The organism is Phyllobacterium sp. (genome assembly GCF_037994405.1).
Taxonomy (GTDB): domain Bacteria; phylum Pseudomonadota; class Alphaproteobacteria; order Rhizobiales; family Rhizobiaceae; genus Phyllobacterium.
On record NZ_JBBNAN010000335.1, the window covers coordinates 1 to 17,340 of the forward strand.

A 17,340-nucleotide genomic window follows, 5' to 3' on the forward strand; every position below is an offset into this window, starting at 1 on the left:
TCGGCTGGAACGTGGATTATGGCCACTATGGCGAGGTTTGGGGCCATGCCGGCGCCTTCAGCGTTGGCGCGCGCACGGTCGTCAGCCTTCTTCCATCCGAAGGCCTCGGCATCGTCGTACTCTCGAACGCGTTCCCGACCGGCGTTCCAGATGGCCTTGCCAATGCGTTCTTTGACCTGGTGATGACGGGAAAAGCCGACCACGACTGGGTCGCTGATTGGGACCAAATCTATGCAGGGCTGTTCGGGCCGGTCGTCGAGGCCGCCGTAACCCGCTACGGCACGCCACCCGCCTCACCATTGCCGGCGCTGCCGCTTTCGGCCTATGCCGGGACCTACGCCAACCCCTACATCGGCCGGGCCGTGGTTGCCGAAAAGGACGGCGCGCTGGAAATCCGGCTCGGGCCGGAAGGCAAGGCGGTATTCCAGCTCAGTCATTTTGACCGGGACCTCTTCACCTACCGCCCATACGCGGAGATGCCAACGATGCCATTTGTCATGAGCTTTGCGATTGGGCCAGACGAGAAGGCGACCCAGGTCACGATCGACGACCTGAATGAGCTTGGGCTCGGCGTGCTGAAGCGCACTGGGGACTGAGCGCCGCAACCGGGATGCCTTCATCTCCCTGTTTGAGCACGAACGCCTTCTGTGCGTCAGAAAATCGCGAGGCCTCATCCTTTTCCGTTCCTCCCGGCCAGGAAAACCGCACGAAAAAACTCGAGCTCAAAGCGGTCCAGTTTTAAGGGGGGGGTCAGATCCCCCACATGCCGCTCCGCAATGTGATTTGACACGCTGCCAAGCGAGGATCACGCTGTGTTATGCCGTTTTAAGGGGAGCAGAGGCTCGGCGGTTATTCACTGCCGTGTCGGGCACATCGCCGAACCGCACTGCTTTCAGGATGGTCCCGAGGCTCAGGGGCGAAACCAAGCGGCGATCCCCCTGTCTCTGGCTTTGCGTCGGCGGTAAAGGGAACTTTTCCGTTGCTCGGCATCGGAAGGAAACGGTCATGGCCAAAATAGTATGTATTCTCTATGACGATCCGGTTGACGGATATCCGAAATCCTATGCCCGCGACGGTCTTGCGAAAATAGACCACTATCCCGGCGGCCAGACACTTCCGTCACCCAAGGCGATTGACTTTCAACCTGGAACGCTGCTTGGCAGCGTTTCGGGCGAACTCGGTCTGCGAAAATATCTTGAATCATTTGGCCACACTCTTGTTGTCACCTCTGACAAGGATGGCCCGGACTCGGTCTTCGAGAAGGAACTGCCCGACGCCGACATCGTAATCTCGCAGCCTTTCTGGCCGGCATATTTGACCGCAGAGCGTATCGCCAAGGCACAGAAGCTCAAATTAGCGATCACGGCCGGAATAGGATCGGACCATGTGGATCTCCAGGCCGCGATCGACCGCGGCATTACCGTCGCGGAAGTTACCTATTGCAATTCCATCAGCGTCTCCGAACATGTTGTCATGATGATCCTGGGATTGGTGCGAAACTATATTCCGTCCTATCAGTGGGTCGTTGAAGGTGGCTGGAACATCGCCGACTGTGTCGCTCGCTCATATGACGTCGAAGGGATGCATGTCGGAACCGTCGCCGCCGGGCGTATCGGTCTTGCTGTGCTGCGCCGCCTCAAACCCTTTGACGTGGTTCTTCATTATCATGACCGGCACCGACTTCCGGACGCTGTCGAAAAAGAGCTTAATGTGACGTGGCATGACACTGTCGAGGACATGGTCAAGGTTTGCGATGTTGTGACCATCAACTGCCCGCTTCATCCGGAAACGGAAAACCTGTTCAACGAGAAGATGCTCTCGCAGATGAAACGTGGCGCCTATTTGGTCAATACCGCCCGCGGCAAAATTTGCAATCGTGACGCCGTCGCAAGAGCATTGGAAACAGGCCAACTGGCGGGCTACGCGGGCGATGTGTGGTTCCCGCAGCCAGCTCCGAAGGATCACCCATGGCGCACAATGCCCCACCACGGAATGACGCCGCACATCTCTGGAACGTCCTTGTCCGCCCAGGCACGCTATGCGGCTGGAACACGAGAAATTCTTGAATGCTGGTTCGAAGGACGGCCCATCCGTGAAGAGTATCTGATTGTCGATGGCGGAAAGCTCGCAGGTGCCGGTGCACATTCCTACAGTGCCGGCGATGCGACGAGCGGGTCGGAAGAAGCAGCACGCTTCAAGGGCGAATGACCTTCGGGATCCGAAGGTTGGGTCTGACGAGATCAGGCGTTGATCGACACATCACGATCACCTGCGCCGGCATGAGTTGATCGCAAGAATCACAGTGCGACCCGGGAGACCTCTGCATGCGGCCGCCTCCTGTTAAAAGCGACTGGGACAGGTTCCTTCGACAATGGCGCTAAGGGTGCGGCAGACCCAAATAGGACTCTGGCGGATTTTCGGATATTGCGCGTTTCAATGGTCTTGTGGCCAAACATCGTGATAGTGCGCGCTAGCAATTGGACTGGAGTTCCGCTTGCCAACCTCCTCATTTCCTCCCTGTACATGTGAAAAATCCGGCGCCGTGACAACCGAATCCTCGGGCGGCCAAACCAGCGCAGCCAGCAGAACAGACAGGCCAGCAATGCCTGCCAGTCCGACGAAGGTGATCGTTAGACCGAACGTAGCGCCCAGCCATCCGGCCAGAAGATAGGCAACCAGCCAACACCCGTGGGATAGTGCGAATTGGGCAGCGTATACCGCAGGTTTATCTTCCGGACGAACGGACTTTCGCAACAGTCGGCTCGATGGCGTTTGCACTATGGAATATCCAACGCCGAGGACGAACCAGAGCACCACAAGAGAGCTGTAGGAATCGATCATCGCTCCCGCCAAAAGCCCCAACGAAAGCAATAGCGTTCCGGTCAGCATGGCCAAACGGTCGGGGATAATCTCAAGAAGGTCAGGTAAAACGATCGACGCCAATATCGAGCCGCCACCAAAAGCAGCCAAAGCCAAAGCCACGGAGCTTTGTGACAGGCTAAAATCAGATTGCACCATCACGACCGTATTATCCATGACCATCGCGCCTGCCGCTGCCACGCCGATGTTCAGTATGAACAATCCCCGTAAGCGCGGCGTTGCTGCAAAAATGCGAACTCCCTGTGTCATTCTATGATAGATGCCGTGGCGTTCGGGCGGTCTTGGACTTGGTACGAGAACCGACATCACCAAGGCAGCCGAAACGAGAAAGCCGATGATGGTGCCCCCGAACAAACTATGAAAATTCACTACGCTCAGCAAAGCTGCCGCCAATATAGGACTAACAAGGCTTTCAATTTCATAGGCCAACCGGGAAAGCGACTGCGCCCGCGTGTAATCTTCTTCATCACGCAGTATTATTGGGATCGTCGCCTGGAAAGTCGGTATGAACGCGGCCGAAGCCGATTGCAGCACAAAAACCAACACATATATTTGCCATGTTTCTTTCACGAAAGGCAAAGCCAGCGCTACAAGCGCACGTACGAGATCAAGGCTGACAAGCATGAAACGACGCGGCAATCGCTCGACAAAAGCCGTCGCAATCGGAGCGATGCCAACATACGCGATCATCTTGATAGCAAAGGCTGTGCCAAGGACCTCACCAGCGTTGTTTCCCGCCATGTCATAGGCCAGCAGTCCCAGCGCCACTGTCGCCAGCCCCGTACCGAGGAGGGCGATGATCTGGGCCGCGAACAGGTGTCGGTATGTCCGGTTCTCAAGAACGGAAAGCATTGACAATCTTGCTGCTGCAGTGCGCGGTATGGCTAACAATCGTTGATCGGAAGATCCTCGCCCGGGAGCGTTTCCGGAAAGTTGATTACTCTTGGATCGGAATCCCAAGGGATGGACCTGTGGCTAATCGTTGAGCCTATTCAGATATTTGCGCCGAAGCATAGCCCGGACCGGGCGGCCTCGCTATTGCCTCGGGATCATTTCAGGCTGAAATAGACGTGGAGCATGGTTTTGGGATTCCATGCTGATTACGAGGGCGCCGGAGCAGCGTTAGAGTGACGAACCGGCCCCAGCCCGGTTGACACGACAATCTCGGCACGATGTTTGAGAAAAATGGCCTCAGCTTCAAAACCGTATTTTTCCGTTTGGACATTGATGGCAATGGTCGTGGGCTCGATGGTCGGGGCCGGGATCTTTTCTTTGCCACAGGCCTTCGGGCGGGTAACCGGACCATTTGGCGCACTGATCGCGTGGTCGATCGCCGGTACTGGTATGCTGATGCTGGCCTTCGTATTCCAGACGCTATCACGACGAAAGCCCGACCTCGACACAGGCATATATGCTTACGCCAAAGCCGGATTCGGCAACTATCTCGGGTTTCTATCCGCACTTGGCTATTGGTCGGCCGCCTGTCTCGGCAATGTCTCGTATTTCGTGCTAATCAAGTCGACACTTGGCTTGTTTTTTCCCGTCTTCGGAGACGGCAACACGATAATAGCGATCTTTTTTTCGTCGGTCCTTCTTTGGATCTTTCATACGCTCATACTGCGCGGGGTCAGGGGTGCAGCCGCGGTCAACACCGTCGTGACTTTCGCCAAGATTATTCCAATTCTCCTTTTCATCGTCTTTGTGGTCGGGGGATTCCACGCCGATATTTTCGCCGCCAATTTCTGGGGCGGTCAGGATGTAAGTTTCAACAATGTCGCCAGTCAGGTGCGCGCGACCATGCTTGTGACCGTCTTCGTGTTTGTCGGAATCGAAGGGGCAAGCGTTTATTCCCGTTATGCGCAAAACCGCAACGATGTCGGTGTGGCGACGCTCGTGGGTTTCCTCGGCGTGTTATGCCTGCTCGCACTTGTTACGATCCTGTCCTATGGCGTCATGCTTCGTCCCGATCTTGCTGGCCTGCGCAACCCATCCATGGCCGGCGTTCTCGAAGCGGTGGTCGGACCCTGGGGGGCAATATTTGTCAGTTTGGGTTTGTTGATTTCCGTTTTAGGCGCCTATCTGTCGTGGGTGCTTCTCGCCGCAGAAATACTGTTTTCGGCCTCCAAGTACGAAACCATGCCGCAGTTTCTGTCACACGAGAACAGAAACGGAGTGCCGTCCAATGCCCTATGGCTCACCAATATCGTCGTCCAGACGTTTTTGATCCTGACGCTGTTTACGCAATATGCGTTCAGGATGGCGCTCGAGCTTACGAGCTCGATGATCCTAATCCCCTATCTGCTCGTTGCTGCCTACGGTTTAAAACTTGCCTGGACTGGCGAAACCTACGACAGGGATCCGGCTGGCCACAGGATGGATCTGGTGCGTGCCAGCATAGCCCTCGTATACACTGCGGGCCTGATTTACGCAGCCGGAGCGCAACACCTGCTGCTGTCGGCCGTGATCTATGGTCCAGGTTCAATACTGTATTTTATTGCGCGGCATGAGCGGAGCAAAGCTGTGTTCACGCCAAGCGAATTGGCAATGTTCGCAACAGCGATTCTTGGCGCCGCAGTAGCGATCTATGCCATCGCTACAGGTCTCATCGCAGTCTAGCCGAGCGTCGCAGATGCTGTCCGCCGAAAGGTGCACCTTGGTGATCGAATGCCGTTGCTCGCCCGGCGGGTCCCGTCGTTTCGTTTTGTCCAATAGCGCGTTTGTTTCCGACGTTGTCCTTGAAAATCGGGACGTCAGGAATAGTTCCGGGATTCTGTGCTGATCCCTTCGAGCCCCGAACAACATTATAGTCTTAAGTGAGGCACCTAGCGTCGCCCCCGGGACACCTGACGGCATTTGTAGAGGACACCACCATGGCTTCAGACTCTACGCAAAAATTTTCACTATTCGCACTCACGGCCATGGTCGTCGGATCGATGGTCGGTGCCGGTATCTTCTCGCTCCCGCGCACCTTCGGCAACGCCACAGGGCCATTCGGTGCGATTATAGCCTGGTGCATCGCCGGCGGTGGCATGTACATGCTCGCCCGCGTTTTCCAGGCTCTTGCCGAGCGCAAGCCCGACCTCGACGCCGGCGTATTCGCCTATGCCAAGGCTGGCTTCGGCGACTATCCCGGCTTCCTTTCGGCGTTCGGTTATTGGATCGGCAGCTGCATCGGTAACGTTTCCTACTGGGTACTCATCAAGTCAACTTTGGGAGCGTTCTTCCCGGTCTTTGGCGACGGCAACACGATCCCCGCGATCGCCATCGCCTCGATCGGCATCTGGCTGTTCCATTTCATGATCTTGAGGGGCATCCAGCAGGCTGCTTTCATCAACACGGTGGTCACCATCGCCAAGGTCGTCCCCATCCTCGCCTTTATCCTGATCCTCTTCGTGGTGTTCAAAGCAGATATGTTCCGAGCCAATTTCTGGGGCGGCGTCGGCATGCCCGACGCCAGCCTTTTCCAGCAGGTGCGTGCAACCATGTTGGCCACTGTCTTCGTCTTCATCGGCATCGAGGGCGCAAGTAACTATTCGCGCTATGCAACGAAGCGCTCCGATGTCGGCAAGGCCACCCTCATGGGCTTCGCCGGCGTGTCCGCCCTCATGGTGCTGGTGACTCTTTTGCCTTACGCAGTGCTACCACGCGCCGAGATCGCCGGCATGGGGCAACCGTCCATGGCGGGTGTGCTTCAAGCCGTTGTCGGCCAGTGGGGCGCGGTCTTCGTCAGTCTCGGCGTGATCGTTTCAGTACTCGGCGCCTACTTGGCGTGGTCGCTGGTCTGCGCCGAAGTGCTGTTCATTGCCGCCAGAACGAACGATATGCCGAAACTGTTCGCAACCGAAAACCCAAACAAAGTTCCCGCCGCCGCTCTGTGGCTCACGAACATCGTGGTGCAGCTGTTCGTCATCAGTACCTATTGGTCCCAGGACGCATTTGCATTGATGTTGAACTTGACCAGTGCAATGTCGCTGATCCCCTATCTATTTGTGGCGGCCTTCGGCGTCCTGCTCGCTAGGCGTGCGGAGACTTACGAAATCAGGCCGCAGGAACTGTCGCGCGATCTGATCATAGCCAGCGTCGCGGCTATCTACACGCTCTTCATGATCGCCGCAGGCGGACTGAAATTCGTTCTGCTCTCCGCGCTTCTTTATGCACCTGGTACGCTGCTCTATTTCTGGGCCCGTCGCGAGCAGGGCAAGCAGGTGTTCAACACCACAGCCGACTGGGTCATCTTTGCCGTCGCAGCAATCGGCTGCATCGCGGCGCTGATAGGACTCGCAACCGGCTACATCACCATTTAATTCAGGAGGTCCAACATGTCAGCTTCTCCCGATACTACCGGTTTTGGCGTACACTCTGAGGTCGGTCAGTTGCGCAAGGTCATGGTGTGTGCGCCAGGCCGTGCCCATCAACGGCTCACACCGAGCAATTGCGACAGGCTGCTCTTTGACGACGTGCTATGGGTCGATAATGCCAAGCGCGACCATTTCGACTTCATGACCAAAATGCGCGACCGGGGCACCGAGGTGCTGGAGATGCACAATCTGCTCACCGATACCGTCGCGATCGCCGAAGGAAAGAAGTGGATTCTCGACAACCAGGTGGTGGCGAACCAGGTCGGCCTTGGACTGGTCGATGAGATACGCAGCTATCTCGAGGGCTTGTCCAACCGCGAGCTTGCCGAGACCCTGATCGGCGGCCTTTCAACCTACGAGTTCCCCGAAACGCATGGCGGCGAAATGTTGAATTTGGTCAGGGACGCGGCCGGCGTAAACGAGTACCTGTTGCCGCCACTTCCCAATACGCTCTACACACGCGATACAACGTGCTGGATCTATGGGGGCGTTACGCTGAACCCGCTGTACTGGCCGGCACGCCATGAGGAGACAATCCTCACAACCGCAATCTATAAGTTCCATCCCGACTTTGCGGGAAAGGTCAACGTCTGGTGGGGCGATCCGACACAAGACTGGGGCCTTGCAACTCTGGAAGGCGGCGACGTGATGCCGATTGGCAAGGGCAACGTGCTCATCGGCATGAGCGAGCGCACCTCGCGCCAAGCAATCAGCCAGCTAGCGGCGACCCTCTTTGAGAGGGGAGCAGCGGAACGCGTGATCGTCGCTGCCATGCCCAAGCTGCGTGCCGCAATGCATCTGGATACGGTGTTCACGTTCGCCGACCGCGATTGCGTGCTGCTCTATCCAGATATCGTCTACGGCATCGACGCCTTTTCTTATCGGCCCGGTGAAAAACCGGGCACAGTCGAACTCCACAAAGACAAGGGGACATTCGTCGAAACTGTCCGCGATGCGCTCGGCCTCAAGAAGATGCGTGTGGTGGAGACAGGTGGTAGTGATTATATGCGTGAACGCACTCAATGGGATAGCGGCGCCAATCTCGTCTGCGCTTCCCCGGGCGTTGTCTTTGCCTATGACCGCAATACCTACACCAACACGCTATTGCGTAAGGAGGGCATTGAAGTGATTACCATCACAGGCGCAGAACTCGGCCGCGGTCGTGGCGGCGGTCATTGCATGACCTGCCCAATCAGCCGTGATCCGGTGGATTACTAATCCTGGCATCCTGCGATCGCTGCGGCGAATACCGCTCACACGGCTGTATCGCTTCAAACTGCGACTGTGCCACGGCGGAGATTACTTGGTTATCCAGCAACCGCGTCTGTGCCAAGGATCACCACGCGCTTAAGCATAGGAGTAAAAATCAGAGAGCACTGTGCGGAGGGGTAGTTGCAGGCGAAAACTAGGGCATTGGCGAAGTCATTATCAATTATCGGTATGGTTGTCGGCATTCTCTTCTTCGCTGCATCCTTAACTCCGAGCCTGATGCCACGAACTTATCTTGTTCAAGGCGTTGTTTCCGGGTGCTGCGCGGCGCTCGGTTATGGCGTCGGCGTACTGATGCGTTGGTTTTGGTTTTATCTGGAGCTTCCGCTGCCGCGGGCACGCACTCGGAAAATAGCGCAGATCGCGACTATCGCCATCTGCGTCGCAACTGCGGCTATCTTCCTTTGGAAAACCACGGAATGGCAGAACTCCATCCGGAAACTGATGGGGCTCGATCCGGTACAAAGCGCAGAGCCTTTCGAGCTTGCCGCCGTTGCACTGGTGGTGTTTGGATTGCTGGTTTTACTTGCGCGGCTCTTCAGCCTAACCTACCTTGTTCTCTCAGGCACGTTCGAACGATTTCTGCCAAGACGGGTGTCCAATGTAATCGGCGCATTGCTCGCGGTCGGACTGTTTTGGTCGATCGCAGAAGGCCTTCTTTTCAGAACAGCGTTGCGGATTGCAGATACCTCATTCCAGCAGCTCGACGCGATGATTGACGATCATCTAGCGATGCCAGCCGATTCCGACAAAACGGGCAGCGCCGCGTCATTGGTTGCTTGGAGCAACCTTGGCCGGCAGGGCCGTCGGTTCATTTCTTCGGGGCCCACTGGCGCCGAAATTGGTAAATTCTTCCAGGAAAACACTCCCGATCCCATCCGCGTTTATGTCGGACTTAATAGCGCAGATACTGTTGAGGAGAGAGCTCGATTGGCTTTGGCGGAGCTTAAGCGCGACGGCGCATTCGAAAGGTCCATCCTGATCGTCATTGTTCCAACCGGGACCGGCTGGGTCGACCCTGCGGCAGTGGACACCGTCGAATATCTTCACAAGGGCGACGTTGCGAGCGTTGCCCTCCAGTATTCCTACCTGAGCAGCTGGCTGTCGCTGCTGGTCGAGCCAGCATACGGCGCCGAAGCTGGGCACGCTCTTTTTCGCGAAGTTTATCGCTATTGGATCACACTCCCTCGCGATCGCCGCCCCAAACTGTACCTACATGGACTAAGCCTCGGCGCAATGAATTCGGAGCTTTCGGCCGATCTCTTCGATATAGTTGCCGACCCGTTCCAAGGCGCACTGTGGAGTGGACCACCCTTTCAGAGCCGCACCTGGAAATCAGTGACAGCTAACCGCAATCCTGGATCGCCGGCCTGGTTGCCACGTTTCCGCGACGGCTCCGTCATCCGATTCACCAATCAGCATAATGCCTTGAGCATTCCGAGTGCCACTTGGGGGCCGATTCGCATCGTTTACCTGCAGTATGCCAGCGATCCAGTGACATTTTTCGATTTTCATTCGCTCTACCGGGAACCTGACTGGATGAAGACCCCACGCGGTCCGGACGTCTCCCCTGATTTGCGGTGGTTCCCCCTGGTCACGATAGTGCAGCTTTTACTGGACATGGCATTAGCCACGACATCTCCGATCGGGTATGGCCATGTTTACGCGCCGGAACACTACATCGATGCCTGGATCGCCGTCACTGATCCGCAAGGCCTTCGACCGAACGATGTCACGCGCCTCAAGACATTTTTCGCAAACAAGTTTCGCAGTGGCGCCGAGCCGTCCACGGGCGGATAAGATATCGGTCAATCGCGGCGATGGTGATCTTTTGCGTTTATCTGCATTGTTGACGCGCATGAGCAAATGCTAGCGTACCCTTTAAAAAGAGACGCAATGCATCGTGCCGGGATTCTGTGCCAATTTCCTCGTTGCGGCGGCGCGATATGATTTGATGTGACTTTGTTACTTACGTCCAAGCGCTCGCAACCTGGAGGGATCATGTCTAGTCTCATCGCCATCGTATATCCAACCGAATCCAAGGCTGAAGAGGTGCGCCGCCGCCTTATCGAACTGCAGAAGGAGTATTTGATCACGCTCGGTGACGCCGTCATCGCGACCAAGACCGACGCTGGCAAAATCAAACTTAACCAGCTTGTAAGTACGACAGCGGCTGGGGCTGTATCGGGTAGTTTTTGGGGGCTTCTGATAGGTGTCCTATTCCTTAATCCGCTCATCGGTGCGGTGGTGGGCGCGGCATCGGGTGCCATCGGCGGTGCCCTGACCGATGTCGGCATAAACGACGCTTTCATGAAAGACCTGGCGAGCAACCTTCAGCCGGGAAATGCGGCGTTGTTCGTGCTGGTGCAGGAAATGACCGCCGATAAGGTACTGAAGGAAATATCTGGCTTCGGCGGCGTGGTGCTAAAAACCTCCCTTGATGAAACCAAGGAGCAGGTTCTGCGCGATGCGTTGCAGAAAGCTTCGGCAACGTAATCGTTTGCAATCCGTCGGAACACGGCTCGGTAGCAACGAGGAGAACGACGCTCATGGGGGAGATAATCGTTCCGATCCTAATCGAAATCCTTTGCGGAGCCGCGGGCGGAGTTGCCATAGGCGCATGGGCACCTGGCCTCAACCTCGGCGCAGGTGGAAATGCCCTGGCGGGTGCGATCGGTGGGTTGATTCTGACCTGGGTGGCAGCACGGATTCCTTATGTAGGTCGCTTTGTCGGCCATGTCGAATATGCCGCCGATGCGGTCACCCAAAGTGCAGGCGGTGTAACCCCAATTGTTCTCGTCGGCGTTGGCATCGCCGGGCTCTTAGGGGGAATTCTTCTGACTATGCTCGTCGGGCTGGCGCGAATACGCGGTGCGGCTCGAAAAAATTGAACCTTTGCCGTAGCCGAATGACCCATGCTCCCGCGCAGCCAGCGCAGCGATCATACCGACCTCTTTCCCAGGTCCATTGGCAAGCCGATAGAGAGTCACCATGGCAAGACAAAGTGAAAGCCAGATGATTGGGCCTATTGCGACCGGCATTCTTGTCCTTGCCCTCCTCCACTTCGCTCAGGCAATCTTCGTTCCGCTCGCATTCGCGCTGTTTGTCATTGCATTAGTCTGGCCGATCCAATCCGCGCTGCAGCGGCGGTTGCCGCGGCTCATTGCGCTGCTTATTACTATCATCGCAACGCTCGCAGTCATCGTTGCGATCAGTTCGTCGGTAGCTTGGGGCATCGGCAAACTCGGTCAATGGCTGTTCGCCAATGCGGGTCGATTCCAGCTAATCTATGCAAGCTGGACCGATTGGTTGGAGGGGCACGGGGTCGCGATCGCCGGCATACTCGCTGACCGTTTCGATGTGAGGTGGCTGGTCGGCTTCACGCAAGGAATGGCCGGACGGCTCAATAGTTTTGCTGGCTTCGCACTGCTGGTCCTTGTCTTCACCATGCTTGGTCTGCTCGAGGTCGATGATTTCAACGAAAGACTGAATAGCCCTGGGGCTCAGCCCCATGGAGGGCAGATCCTGCTTGCAAACCGCGAGATTGGCATCAAATTGCGCCGCTTCATGATCGTGCGCACATTCGCCAGTATATTGACAGGTCTCGTCGTATGGGTGTTCGCCCTCGTTGCAGGGCTGGAACTCGCGGCCGCTTGGGGTGCGATCGCCTTTACGCTCAATTATATCCCGTTCCTAGGTCCGTTTGTTGCAACGGTATTGCCAACCTTGTTTGCTATTGCCCAATTCGAGTCTTGGCCGATGGCCGTCGGTGTCTTTGGGGGGCTCAACTTGATCCAATTCGTTATTGGTAGCTATCTCGAGCCTTTGGTGATCGGCACCTCTCTTTCGATATCACCTTTTGCGGTGATCTTCGCCGTGTTCTTTTGGAGTTTCATGTGGGGTGTTCCTGGCGCCTTTATCGGTGTGCCCATCCTGATCGCCTTCGTTGTCTATTGCGCAGGCAATCCATCTGCCAGATGGATCGCTATACTGGCTTCGGGGAAGTCCAATGTATCCAGTTAGTCAATCAGAGCCGGTCTGCTAAACCACCGCCGTCATCCCGTGCCATCGCCCTCTTGAGCATCGCCGCGCGAGCGAGCAAAGCGGCCGGAAAACCATTCCACAAATCGTTCCACAACAACGAACAATCCGGGGATGAACAATATCCCCGCAGTCGTCGCCGCCAACATGCCTCCAAGGATGGTGACGCCGAGTGCCTGGCGGGCGTTGGCACCGGCGCCCGTCGCGACCACCAAAGGGATCATCCCCAAGATAAAAGAGACCGCGGTCATCATGACCGCCCTGAAACGCTGGGCCGCAGCGGAAATCGCGGCATCGACAATTGAGAGACCTCTTTCCCGTTCGACCCGCGCAAACTCGACGATCAGGATGGCATTTTTCGAAGCCAGGCCAATCAGTAGAACGATGCCGATCTGGGCGTATAGAGAGTTTTCCAGTCCGGAGGCCGCAAGAGCCATGATTGCGCCTAAAGCGGCGAAGGAAAGCGACAGGATAATGGAAATCGGCAGTGTCCAGCTTTCGTATTGGGCAACAAGAAACAAAAAAGCAAAGATGAGCGCTAGCGCCAGGATCATGGGAGTTTGGGCGGCAGATTGCCGTTCTTGAAGGGACAGTCCCGACCATTCGTAGCCGTATCCTTCGGGCAGCACTTGCGATGCCTCACTCTCGAAGGCCGCCATGGCCCGAGCCGAACTGGTCCCGATCGCCGGAATTCCATTCACCGGAGCAGCTGGAAAAAGATTGTAGCGCGACAGCGAAAACGGTCCAAGATCAGGTTCAAGCGTTACGAGAGTGCGTAGCGGTACCATTGCGCCGTCGCGGCTTCTGACATGCAGGTTGAGAACGTCATCCGGGATTATCCGGAATTGGCTGTCTGCCTGAAGGTTGACCTGGAATGATCTACCGTCATGCGTGAAATCATTGACGTATCTTCCACCGAACTGGGCGCCAAGCGTTGAATAGATTTGGTCGACACTGACGCCGAGGCTTTCAGCACGTACGCGATTGACATTCACGAAAACCCGGGGAACGTCTGCCGAGAATGGGCTGGATGCAAGCGCAACTTCCGGGGTCTGGATGACCGCTGCTATCAGCGCCCGCGTCACCTGACTAATGTCTTCAGGAGATTGACCCAAGCGCGCCTGAAGTCGGAAGTCCAATCCCCCCACCTGTCCGATGCCGGGGATGGGCGGAGGAGAGAACACAGCAACATTGGCCTGTGCAAGATTCGAGAAACGTGCATTCAGCGAAGCCAGCAAAGCTGTCGTCGACAGGTTGGGTGCGCGTCTTTTTTCCCAAGGCTCCAACATGATGATGGCAAAGCCACCATTCGGGACAGTGCCGTTCTGCAGAAGGCTGAAACCTGATATTGTCACGACCTTTGCCACGCCTTCCGTTTCCCGCAGCGCCGTTTCAACCTGTCGCATCGTTTTCTCCGTGGTCGAAAGCGCTGATGCGTTGGGCAGCTGAATATCGACGAAAAGGAAGCCTTGATCCTCGTCGGGCAGGAAAGACGACGGCACGTTGAGGAAAAGAAGCACTGCAGCAACGATCGTGGCAGCGAGGATGCAAAGGACAAGGACGATACGCCGGGCGAGAGCGCTGACAACACGGGCATACCCATTGCGTGTTCTTTCCAGCAGAGATTCGAACCGTGCCAGCGGCCCGCTGAGATCTGTCGGTTTGCGCAAAAGTGTCGCACAAAGCGCCGGACTGAGTGTTAGACCCATCAATGACGAGAAAACGAGAGATGCGGAAATTGTAACGGCGAACTGCTGGTAGAGCTGGCCGTTAATGCCTTGTAGAAATGCCGTTGGAACAAACACCCCCAACAATACCATCGTCGTCGAGATTATCGGGCCGGTTACCTGCAGCATGGCCCTTTCGCTGGCGGTTTTCGCGTCTAGTCCCTGATCTTTCATGAGCCGCTGGACATTTTCAACGACGAGAATGGCGTCGTCGACGACGAGACCCGTCGCCAGAATAAGCGCAAGCAGCGTGATGAGATTGATTGACAGGCCCACGACATAAAGAACGGCGAACGTAGCGATCAGCGATGCGGGAATGGCAAGCGCAGGAATAACGGTCGCGCGCCAATCGCCAAGAAACAGAAAGGTAACCGCCACCACAATTGTGAAGGTGATTGCGAGCGTGATGATGATTTCACGGATGGACGCGCGCACGAACAGTGTTGAATCATAAACCGGCTCATAGCTCAGACCGTGCGGAAATTGTCGCGAGAGACTTTCAAGTTCCTTGGTCACCGCATCCGCCGTACCGAGGGCATTGGCGCGCGGCGCTTGATTGATCACCAGCATTGCGCCGGGAGCCCCGTTCACGCGAACGCTGGACGCATAGCTTTGTGCCCCGAGTTCAACCCGGCCGATATCGCGAATTCGTACCAGAGCACCCGCATCGCCTGTTTTCACGACGATGTCGCCAAATGCTTCGGCGTCCTCCAGTCGCCCTTGGGCGATCAGCGTATACTGAATCTTCGCATTGTCTTGCGAAGGCGGGCCACCGACCTGCCCGATCGACGCCTGAATATTCTGGGCTTGGATTGCCGTGGCGACATCATCCGGTGTTATCTCGAGCGCCGCCATGCGTACGGGATCCATCCAGACGCGCATACTATATTGGGAGGAGCCCATGACCGACGCTTCGCCGACACCCTTCACGCGGGATAAGGCGTCTGTCACATTCATGGAAAGGTAGTTGGCAATATCCAGTTCGCTTAGTGCCTGGTCCGGAGAATAGAAACCAAAAGCCAGCAGGAAATCGGGCGAGCGAGCGCGCACGGTAATTCCCTGTTGAGAGACCGCGGCCGGCAACTGTGCCGTAGCGAGCTGGGCACGATTTTGAACATTGATCTGGGCAAGGTTGGGATCTGTGCCGACGGCGAAGGTCACTGTTAGCGTGTAGGAACCCGCGTCGGAGCTGTTTGACGACATATATATCATGTCATCGACACCGTTGATCGCCGATTCCAGAGGGTCCCCTACCACCTTGGCGATGACCTCAGCGCTGGCACCGGGATAAAAAGCCGAAACCGTGATGCTTGGCGGCGTTATGTTGGGATATTGGGCAATGGGAAGCCCGAAAATTGACAAGGCGCCTGCGAGGCACAAGACAATGGCGACCACGATTGCGAACCGTGGGCGGGAGATGAAGAAGCCGGAAATCATGGCTGTTTCCCGCTGTCTTGCTCAACAGGCTGGACGGCGATGCCATCGGAGAGCCGCTGCGTTCCTTGCACGACCACCTTTTCCCCCGAACTTACACCCTGACGGACCGCCCACAGATCACCCACCTTCGCCCCGGTGTTGATGCGACGTTGCCGAACAATTTTGTTCTCGTCCATCACGTACACGAAACGTCCATCGCGATCCTGCATAACGGCGGTTTGTGGGACGGATGGCCCCGTGGCCTGCTGAACACTGCCGACAATGAGCTTGACGAACTGGCCCGGCATCAGCAAGCCCTCGGAATTTGGAAATATCACGCCGACAGCTGCTGTTCCCGTTCTTGAATCAACTTCTGGCGCCAGGAATTCCAGAGTACCTTCCGGTTTATAGACGCTGCCATTGGGCAATCTGAGGTTCAATTTTATGGCGTCGACCTTGGATTGCATCTCGGCAGCTTCTCTTTGACGGAACGTCGTGATTTCCCCTTCGGTGACCGAGAAGACAACCCGCACCGGATCGACTTGCACCAATCGGGCAATTGCGCCGACGTCCGGGCCCACGAAATTGCCCTTGGTAAAAAGCGGCTGACCGATGCGACCGGAGATCGGCGCTACTATGCGCGTGTAAGACAGATCGAGCTCGGCCTTGGCGAGACCTGCCTGAGCTGCAGCAAGGTCCGCTGTCGCAATATTGAGGGCTGTCTGAGATTCGTCATACGCAGCTTGCGCCACCGCGCTGCGCCGGACGAGTTCCGCATTTCTGTTTCGGTTATCGGTGGCCTGTTGGCGCGCTGCTTCGGCACGGGCGACCTGGGCTTTGGCGGTGGCAACGGCAGCCTGATAACCCGCCGGTTCGATGATAAAAAGAACATCGCCCTCCTTTACAGCGGCGCCCGGCCTGAACCCTATTTCCTCTATGAACCCCGACACGCGTGCACGAACATCTACCGCTTCTAAGGCCTCTACACGGCCGATGTTCTCAGCGGGGGGTTCAATCGGCGCATCGACAACCGGTTGAACCACGACCGCAGGCGCAGGCCGACCACCGCGAGCGGCATCCTGTGCCGACAGGCGTCCGGACCAAAGTGGAAAAATGGCAAGGGAAAGAGAGATGGCTAGGACAGTCCAGGAGACATTTTTCATACTGAATCTCCATGGCGATCACATCATCACTCGGATCGAAATATATATCCTGAGCCATTGTTGGAACAAGAAATTACCTGCCGTACGCGGCAGATTTGGACCCATTGCCAAGGTTTGGGACGTAAAGCGAATAAAGGGGCATGTCTTTCACGCCCAAGACCTGAATGTTCGTCTTGGTGGAGTGTGCCCGCGCGAAGAATCTGCTGAAAAAAGACTAGGAAGTGGAACTTTACCACCACAGATTTGGCGGTTCAGTAACCAAGCGCAATCTCGGAGCAAATCTACAATTTAGCACTGATTCGCACCCCGCGTCCGGCAGAATTACCGACTAAACAATTCGAATTAACTGTGCTATAGGGTGTTTTACTGGAACATGTATAATGATGTGACCATCCGAGCTCCCCGGGGAGGAGCGATGTCGACACAACATCTTTGGAAAAGCACTTCTATCTTGATGCTGGTGTGCGACGCCAGGTCTAATGCTCC

12 protein-coding genes are annotated in these 17,340 nt (G+C 56.4%); 9 read left to right on the plus strand and 3 right to left on the minus strand.

Annotation, left to right across the window (positions count from 1 at the left end; all coding sequences use genetic code 11):
- Both AAAC48_RS18545 and AAAC48_RS18550 read left to right on the plus strand, forming a co-directional pair.
- The coding region (locus AAAC48_RS18545; RefSeq protein ID WP_340655599.1) for a DUF3471 domain-containing protein at positions 1 to 596 on the plus strand (596 nt) is incomplete at its 5' end.
- 409 nt (positions 597 to 1,005) lie between these two features.
- Positions 1,006 to 2,208, plus strand: coding sequence for an NAD-dependent formate dehydrogenase (locus AAAC48_RS18550; protein WP_340655600.1), 1,203 nt, complete (start codon positions 1,006 to 1,008; stop codon positions 2,206 to 2,208).
- 225 nt (positions 2,209 to 2,433) lie between these two features.
- Here AAAC48_RS18550 and AAAC48_RS18555 read toward each other — a convergent pair whose 3' ends face one another.
- Positions 2,434 to 3,732, minus strand: coding sequence for an MFS transporter (locus tag AAAC48_RS18555; RefSeq protein WP_340655601.1), 1,299 nt, complete (start codon positions 3,730 to 3,732; stop codon positions 2,434 to 2,436).
- Between the two features lie 333 nt (positions 3,733 to 4,065).
- Between AAAC48_RS18555 and AAAC48_RS18560 the strand changes: the two genes are divergently transcribed.
- The 7 genes from AAAC48_RS18560 to AAAC48_RS18590 all read left to right on the plus strand — a co-directional run bounded on the left by AAAC48_RS18560 (position 4,066) and on the right by AAAC48_RS18590 (position 12,530).
- Complete coding sequence (locus tag AAAC48_RS18560; protein ID WP_340655602.1) at positions 4,066 to 5,496, plus strand: basic amino acid/polyamine antiporter; 1,431 nt, start codon at positions 4,066 to 4,068, stop codon at positions 5,494 to 5,496.
- Positions 5,497 to 5,750: 254 nt separating this feature from the next.
- Entirely contained in the window at positions 5,751 to 7,184 is a 1,434-nt protein-coding gene (locus tag AAAC48_RS18565) for a basic amino acid/polyamine antiporter (RefSeq protein ID WP_340655603.1), read from the plus strand.
- 15 nt (positions 7,185 to 7,199) lie between these two features.
- Positions 7,200 to 8,456, plus strand: a complete 1,257-nt coding sequence (locus tag AAAC48_RS18570; protein ID WP_340655604.1) for an arginine deiminase — start codon at positions 7,200 to 7,202, stop codon at positions 8,454 to 8,456.
- Positions 8,457 to 8,678: 222 nt separating this feature from the next.
- The gene (locus AAAC48_RS18575; RefSeq protein WP_340655624.1) at positions 8,679 to 10,307 is read left to right on the plus strand and encodes an alpha/beta-hydrolase family protein; all 1,629 of its coding nucleotides are present in this window, start codon (positions 8,679 to 8,681) and stop codon (positions 10,305 to 10,307) included.
- 201 nt (positions 10,308 to 10,508) lie between these two features.
- Positions 10,509 to 11,003, plus strand: a complete 495-nt coding sequence (locus tag AAAC48_RS18580; protein ID WP_340655605.1) for a DUF1269 domain-containing protein — start codon at positions 10,509 to 10,511, stop codon at positions 11,001 to 11,003.
- A gap of 53 nt (positions 11,004 to 11,056) precedes the next feature.
- Entirely contained in the window at positions 11,057 to 11,398 is a 342-nt protein-coding gene (locus AAAC48_RS18585) for a hypothetical protein (RefSeq protein ID WP_340655606.1), read from the plus strand.
- Positions 11,399 to 11,498: 100 nt separating this feature from the next.
- Complete coding sequence (locus AAAC48_RS18590) at positions 11,499 to 12,530, plus strand: AI-2E family transporter (protein ID WP_340655607.1); 1,032 nt, start codon at positions 11,499 to 11,501, stop codon at positions 12,528 to 12,530.
- A gap of 32 nt (positions 12,531 to 12,562) precedes the next feature.
- Here the strand turns inward: AAAC48_RS18590 and AAAC48_RS18595 are convergent, their stop codons facing one another.
- Both AAAC48_RS18595 and AAAC48_RS18600 read right to left on the minus strand, forming a co-directional pair.
- Entirely contained in the window at positions 12,563 to 15,712 is a 3,150-nt protein-coding gene (locus tag AAAC48_RS18595) for a multidrug efflux RND transporter permease subunit (protein ID WP_340655608.1), read from the minus strand.
- The gene (locus tag AAAC48_RS18600; RefSeq protein WP_340655609.1) at positions 15,709 to 16,854 is read right to left on the minus strand and encodes an efflux RND transporter periplasmic adaptor subunit; all 1,146 of its coding nucleotides are present in this window, start codon (positions 16,852 to 16,854) and stop codon (positions 15,709 to 15,711) included. The genes AAAC48_RS18595 and AAAC48_RS18600 overlap by 4 nt, the downstream gene beginning before the upstream one ends.
- Between the last annotated feature and the right edge of the window lie 486 nt (positions 16,855 to 17,340).

Coding starts and splice junctions, on each gene's coding strand:
- AAAC48_RS18550 (WP_340655600.1), top strand. CDS start 1,006: ATGGCCAAAATAGTATGTATTCTCTATGACGATCCGGTTGACGGATAT.
- AAAC48_RS18555 (WP_340655601.1), bottom strand. CDS start 3,732: ATGCTTTCCGTTCTTGAGAACCGGACATACCGACACCTGTTCGCGGCC.
- AAAC48_RS18560 (WP_340655602.1), top strand. CDS start 4,066: ATGGCCTCAGCTTCAAAACCGTATTTTTCCGTTTGGACATTGATGGCA.
- AAAC48_RS18565 (WP_340655603.1), top strand. CDS start 5,751: ATGGCTTCAGACTCTACGCAAAAATTTTCACTATTCGCACTCACGGCC.
- AAAC48_RS18570 (WP_340655604.1), top strand. CDS start 7,200: ATGTCAGCTTCTCCCGATACTACCGGTTTTGGCGTACACTCTGAGGTC.
- AAAC48_RS18575 (WP_340655624.1), top strand. CDS start 8,679: ATGGTTGTCGGCATTCTCTTCTTCGCTGCATCCTTAACTCCGAGCCTG.
- AAAC48_RS18580 (WP_340655605.1), top strand. CDS start 10,509: ATGTCTAGTCTCATCGCCATCGTATATCCAACCGAATCCAAGGCTGAA.
- AAAC48_RS18585 (WP_340655606.1), top strand. CDS start 11,057: ATGGGGGAGATAATCGTTCCGATCCTAATCGAAATCCTTTGCGGAGCC.
- AAAC48_RS18590 (WP_340655607.1), top strand. CDS start 11,499: ATGGCAAGACAAAGTGAAAGCCAGATGATTGGGCCTATTGCGACCGGC.
- AAAC48_RS18595 (WP_340655608.1), bottom strand. CDS start 15,712: ATGATTTCCGGCTTCTTCATCTCCCGCCCACGGTTCGCAATCGTGGTC.
- AAAC48_RS18600 (WP_340655609.1), bottom strand. CDS start 16,854: ATGAAAAATGTCTCCTGGACTGTCCTAGCCATCTCTCTTTCCCTTGCC.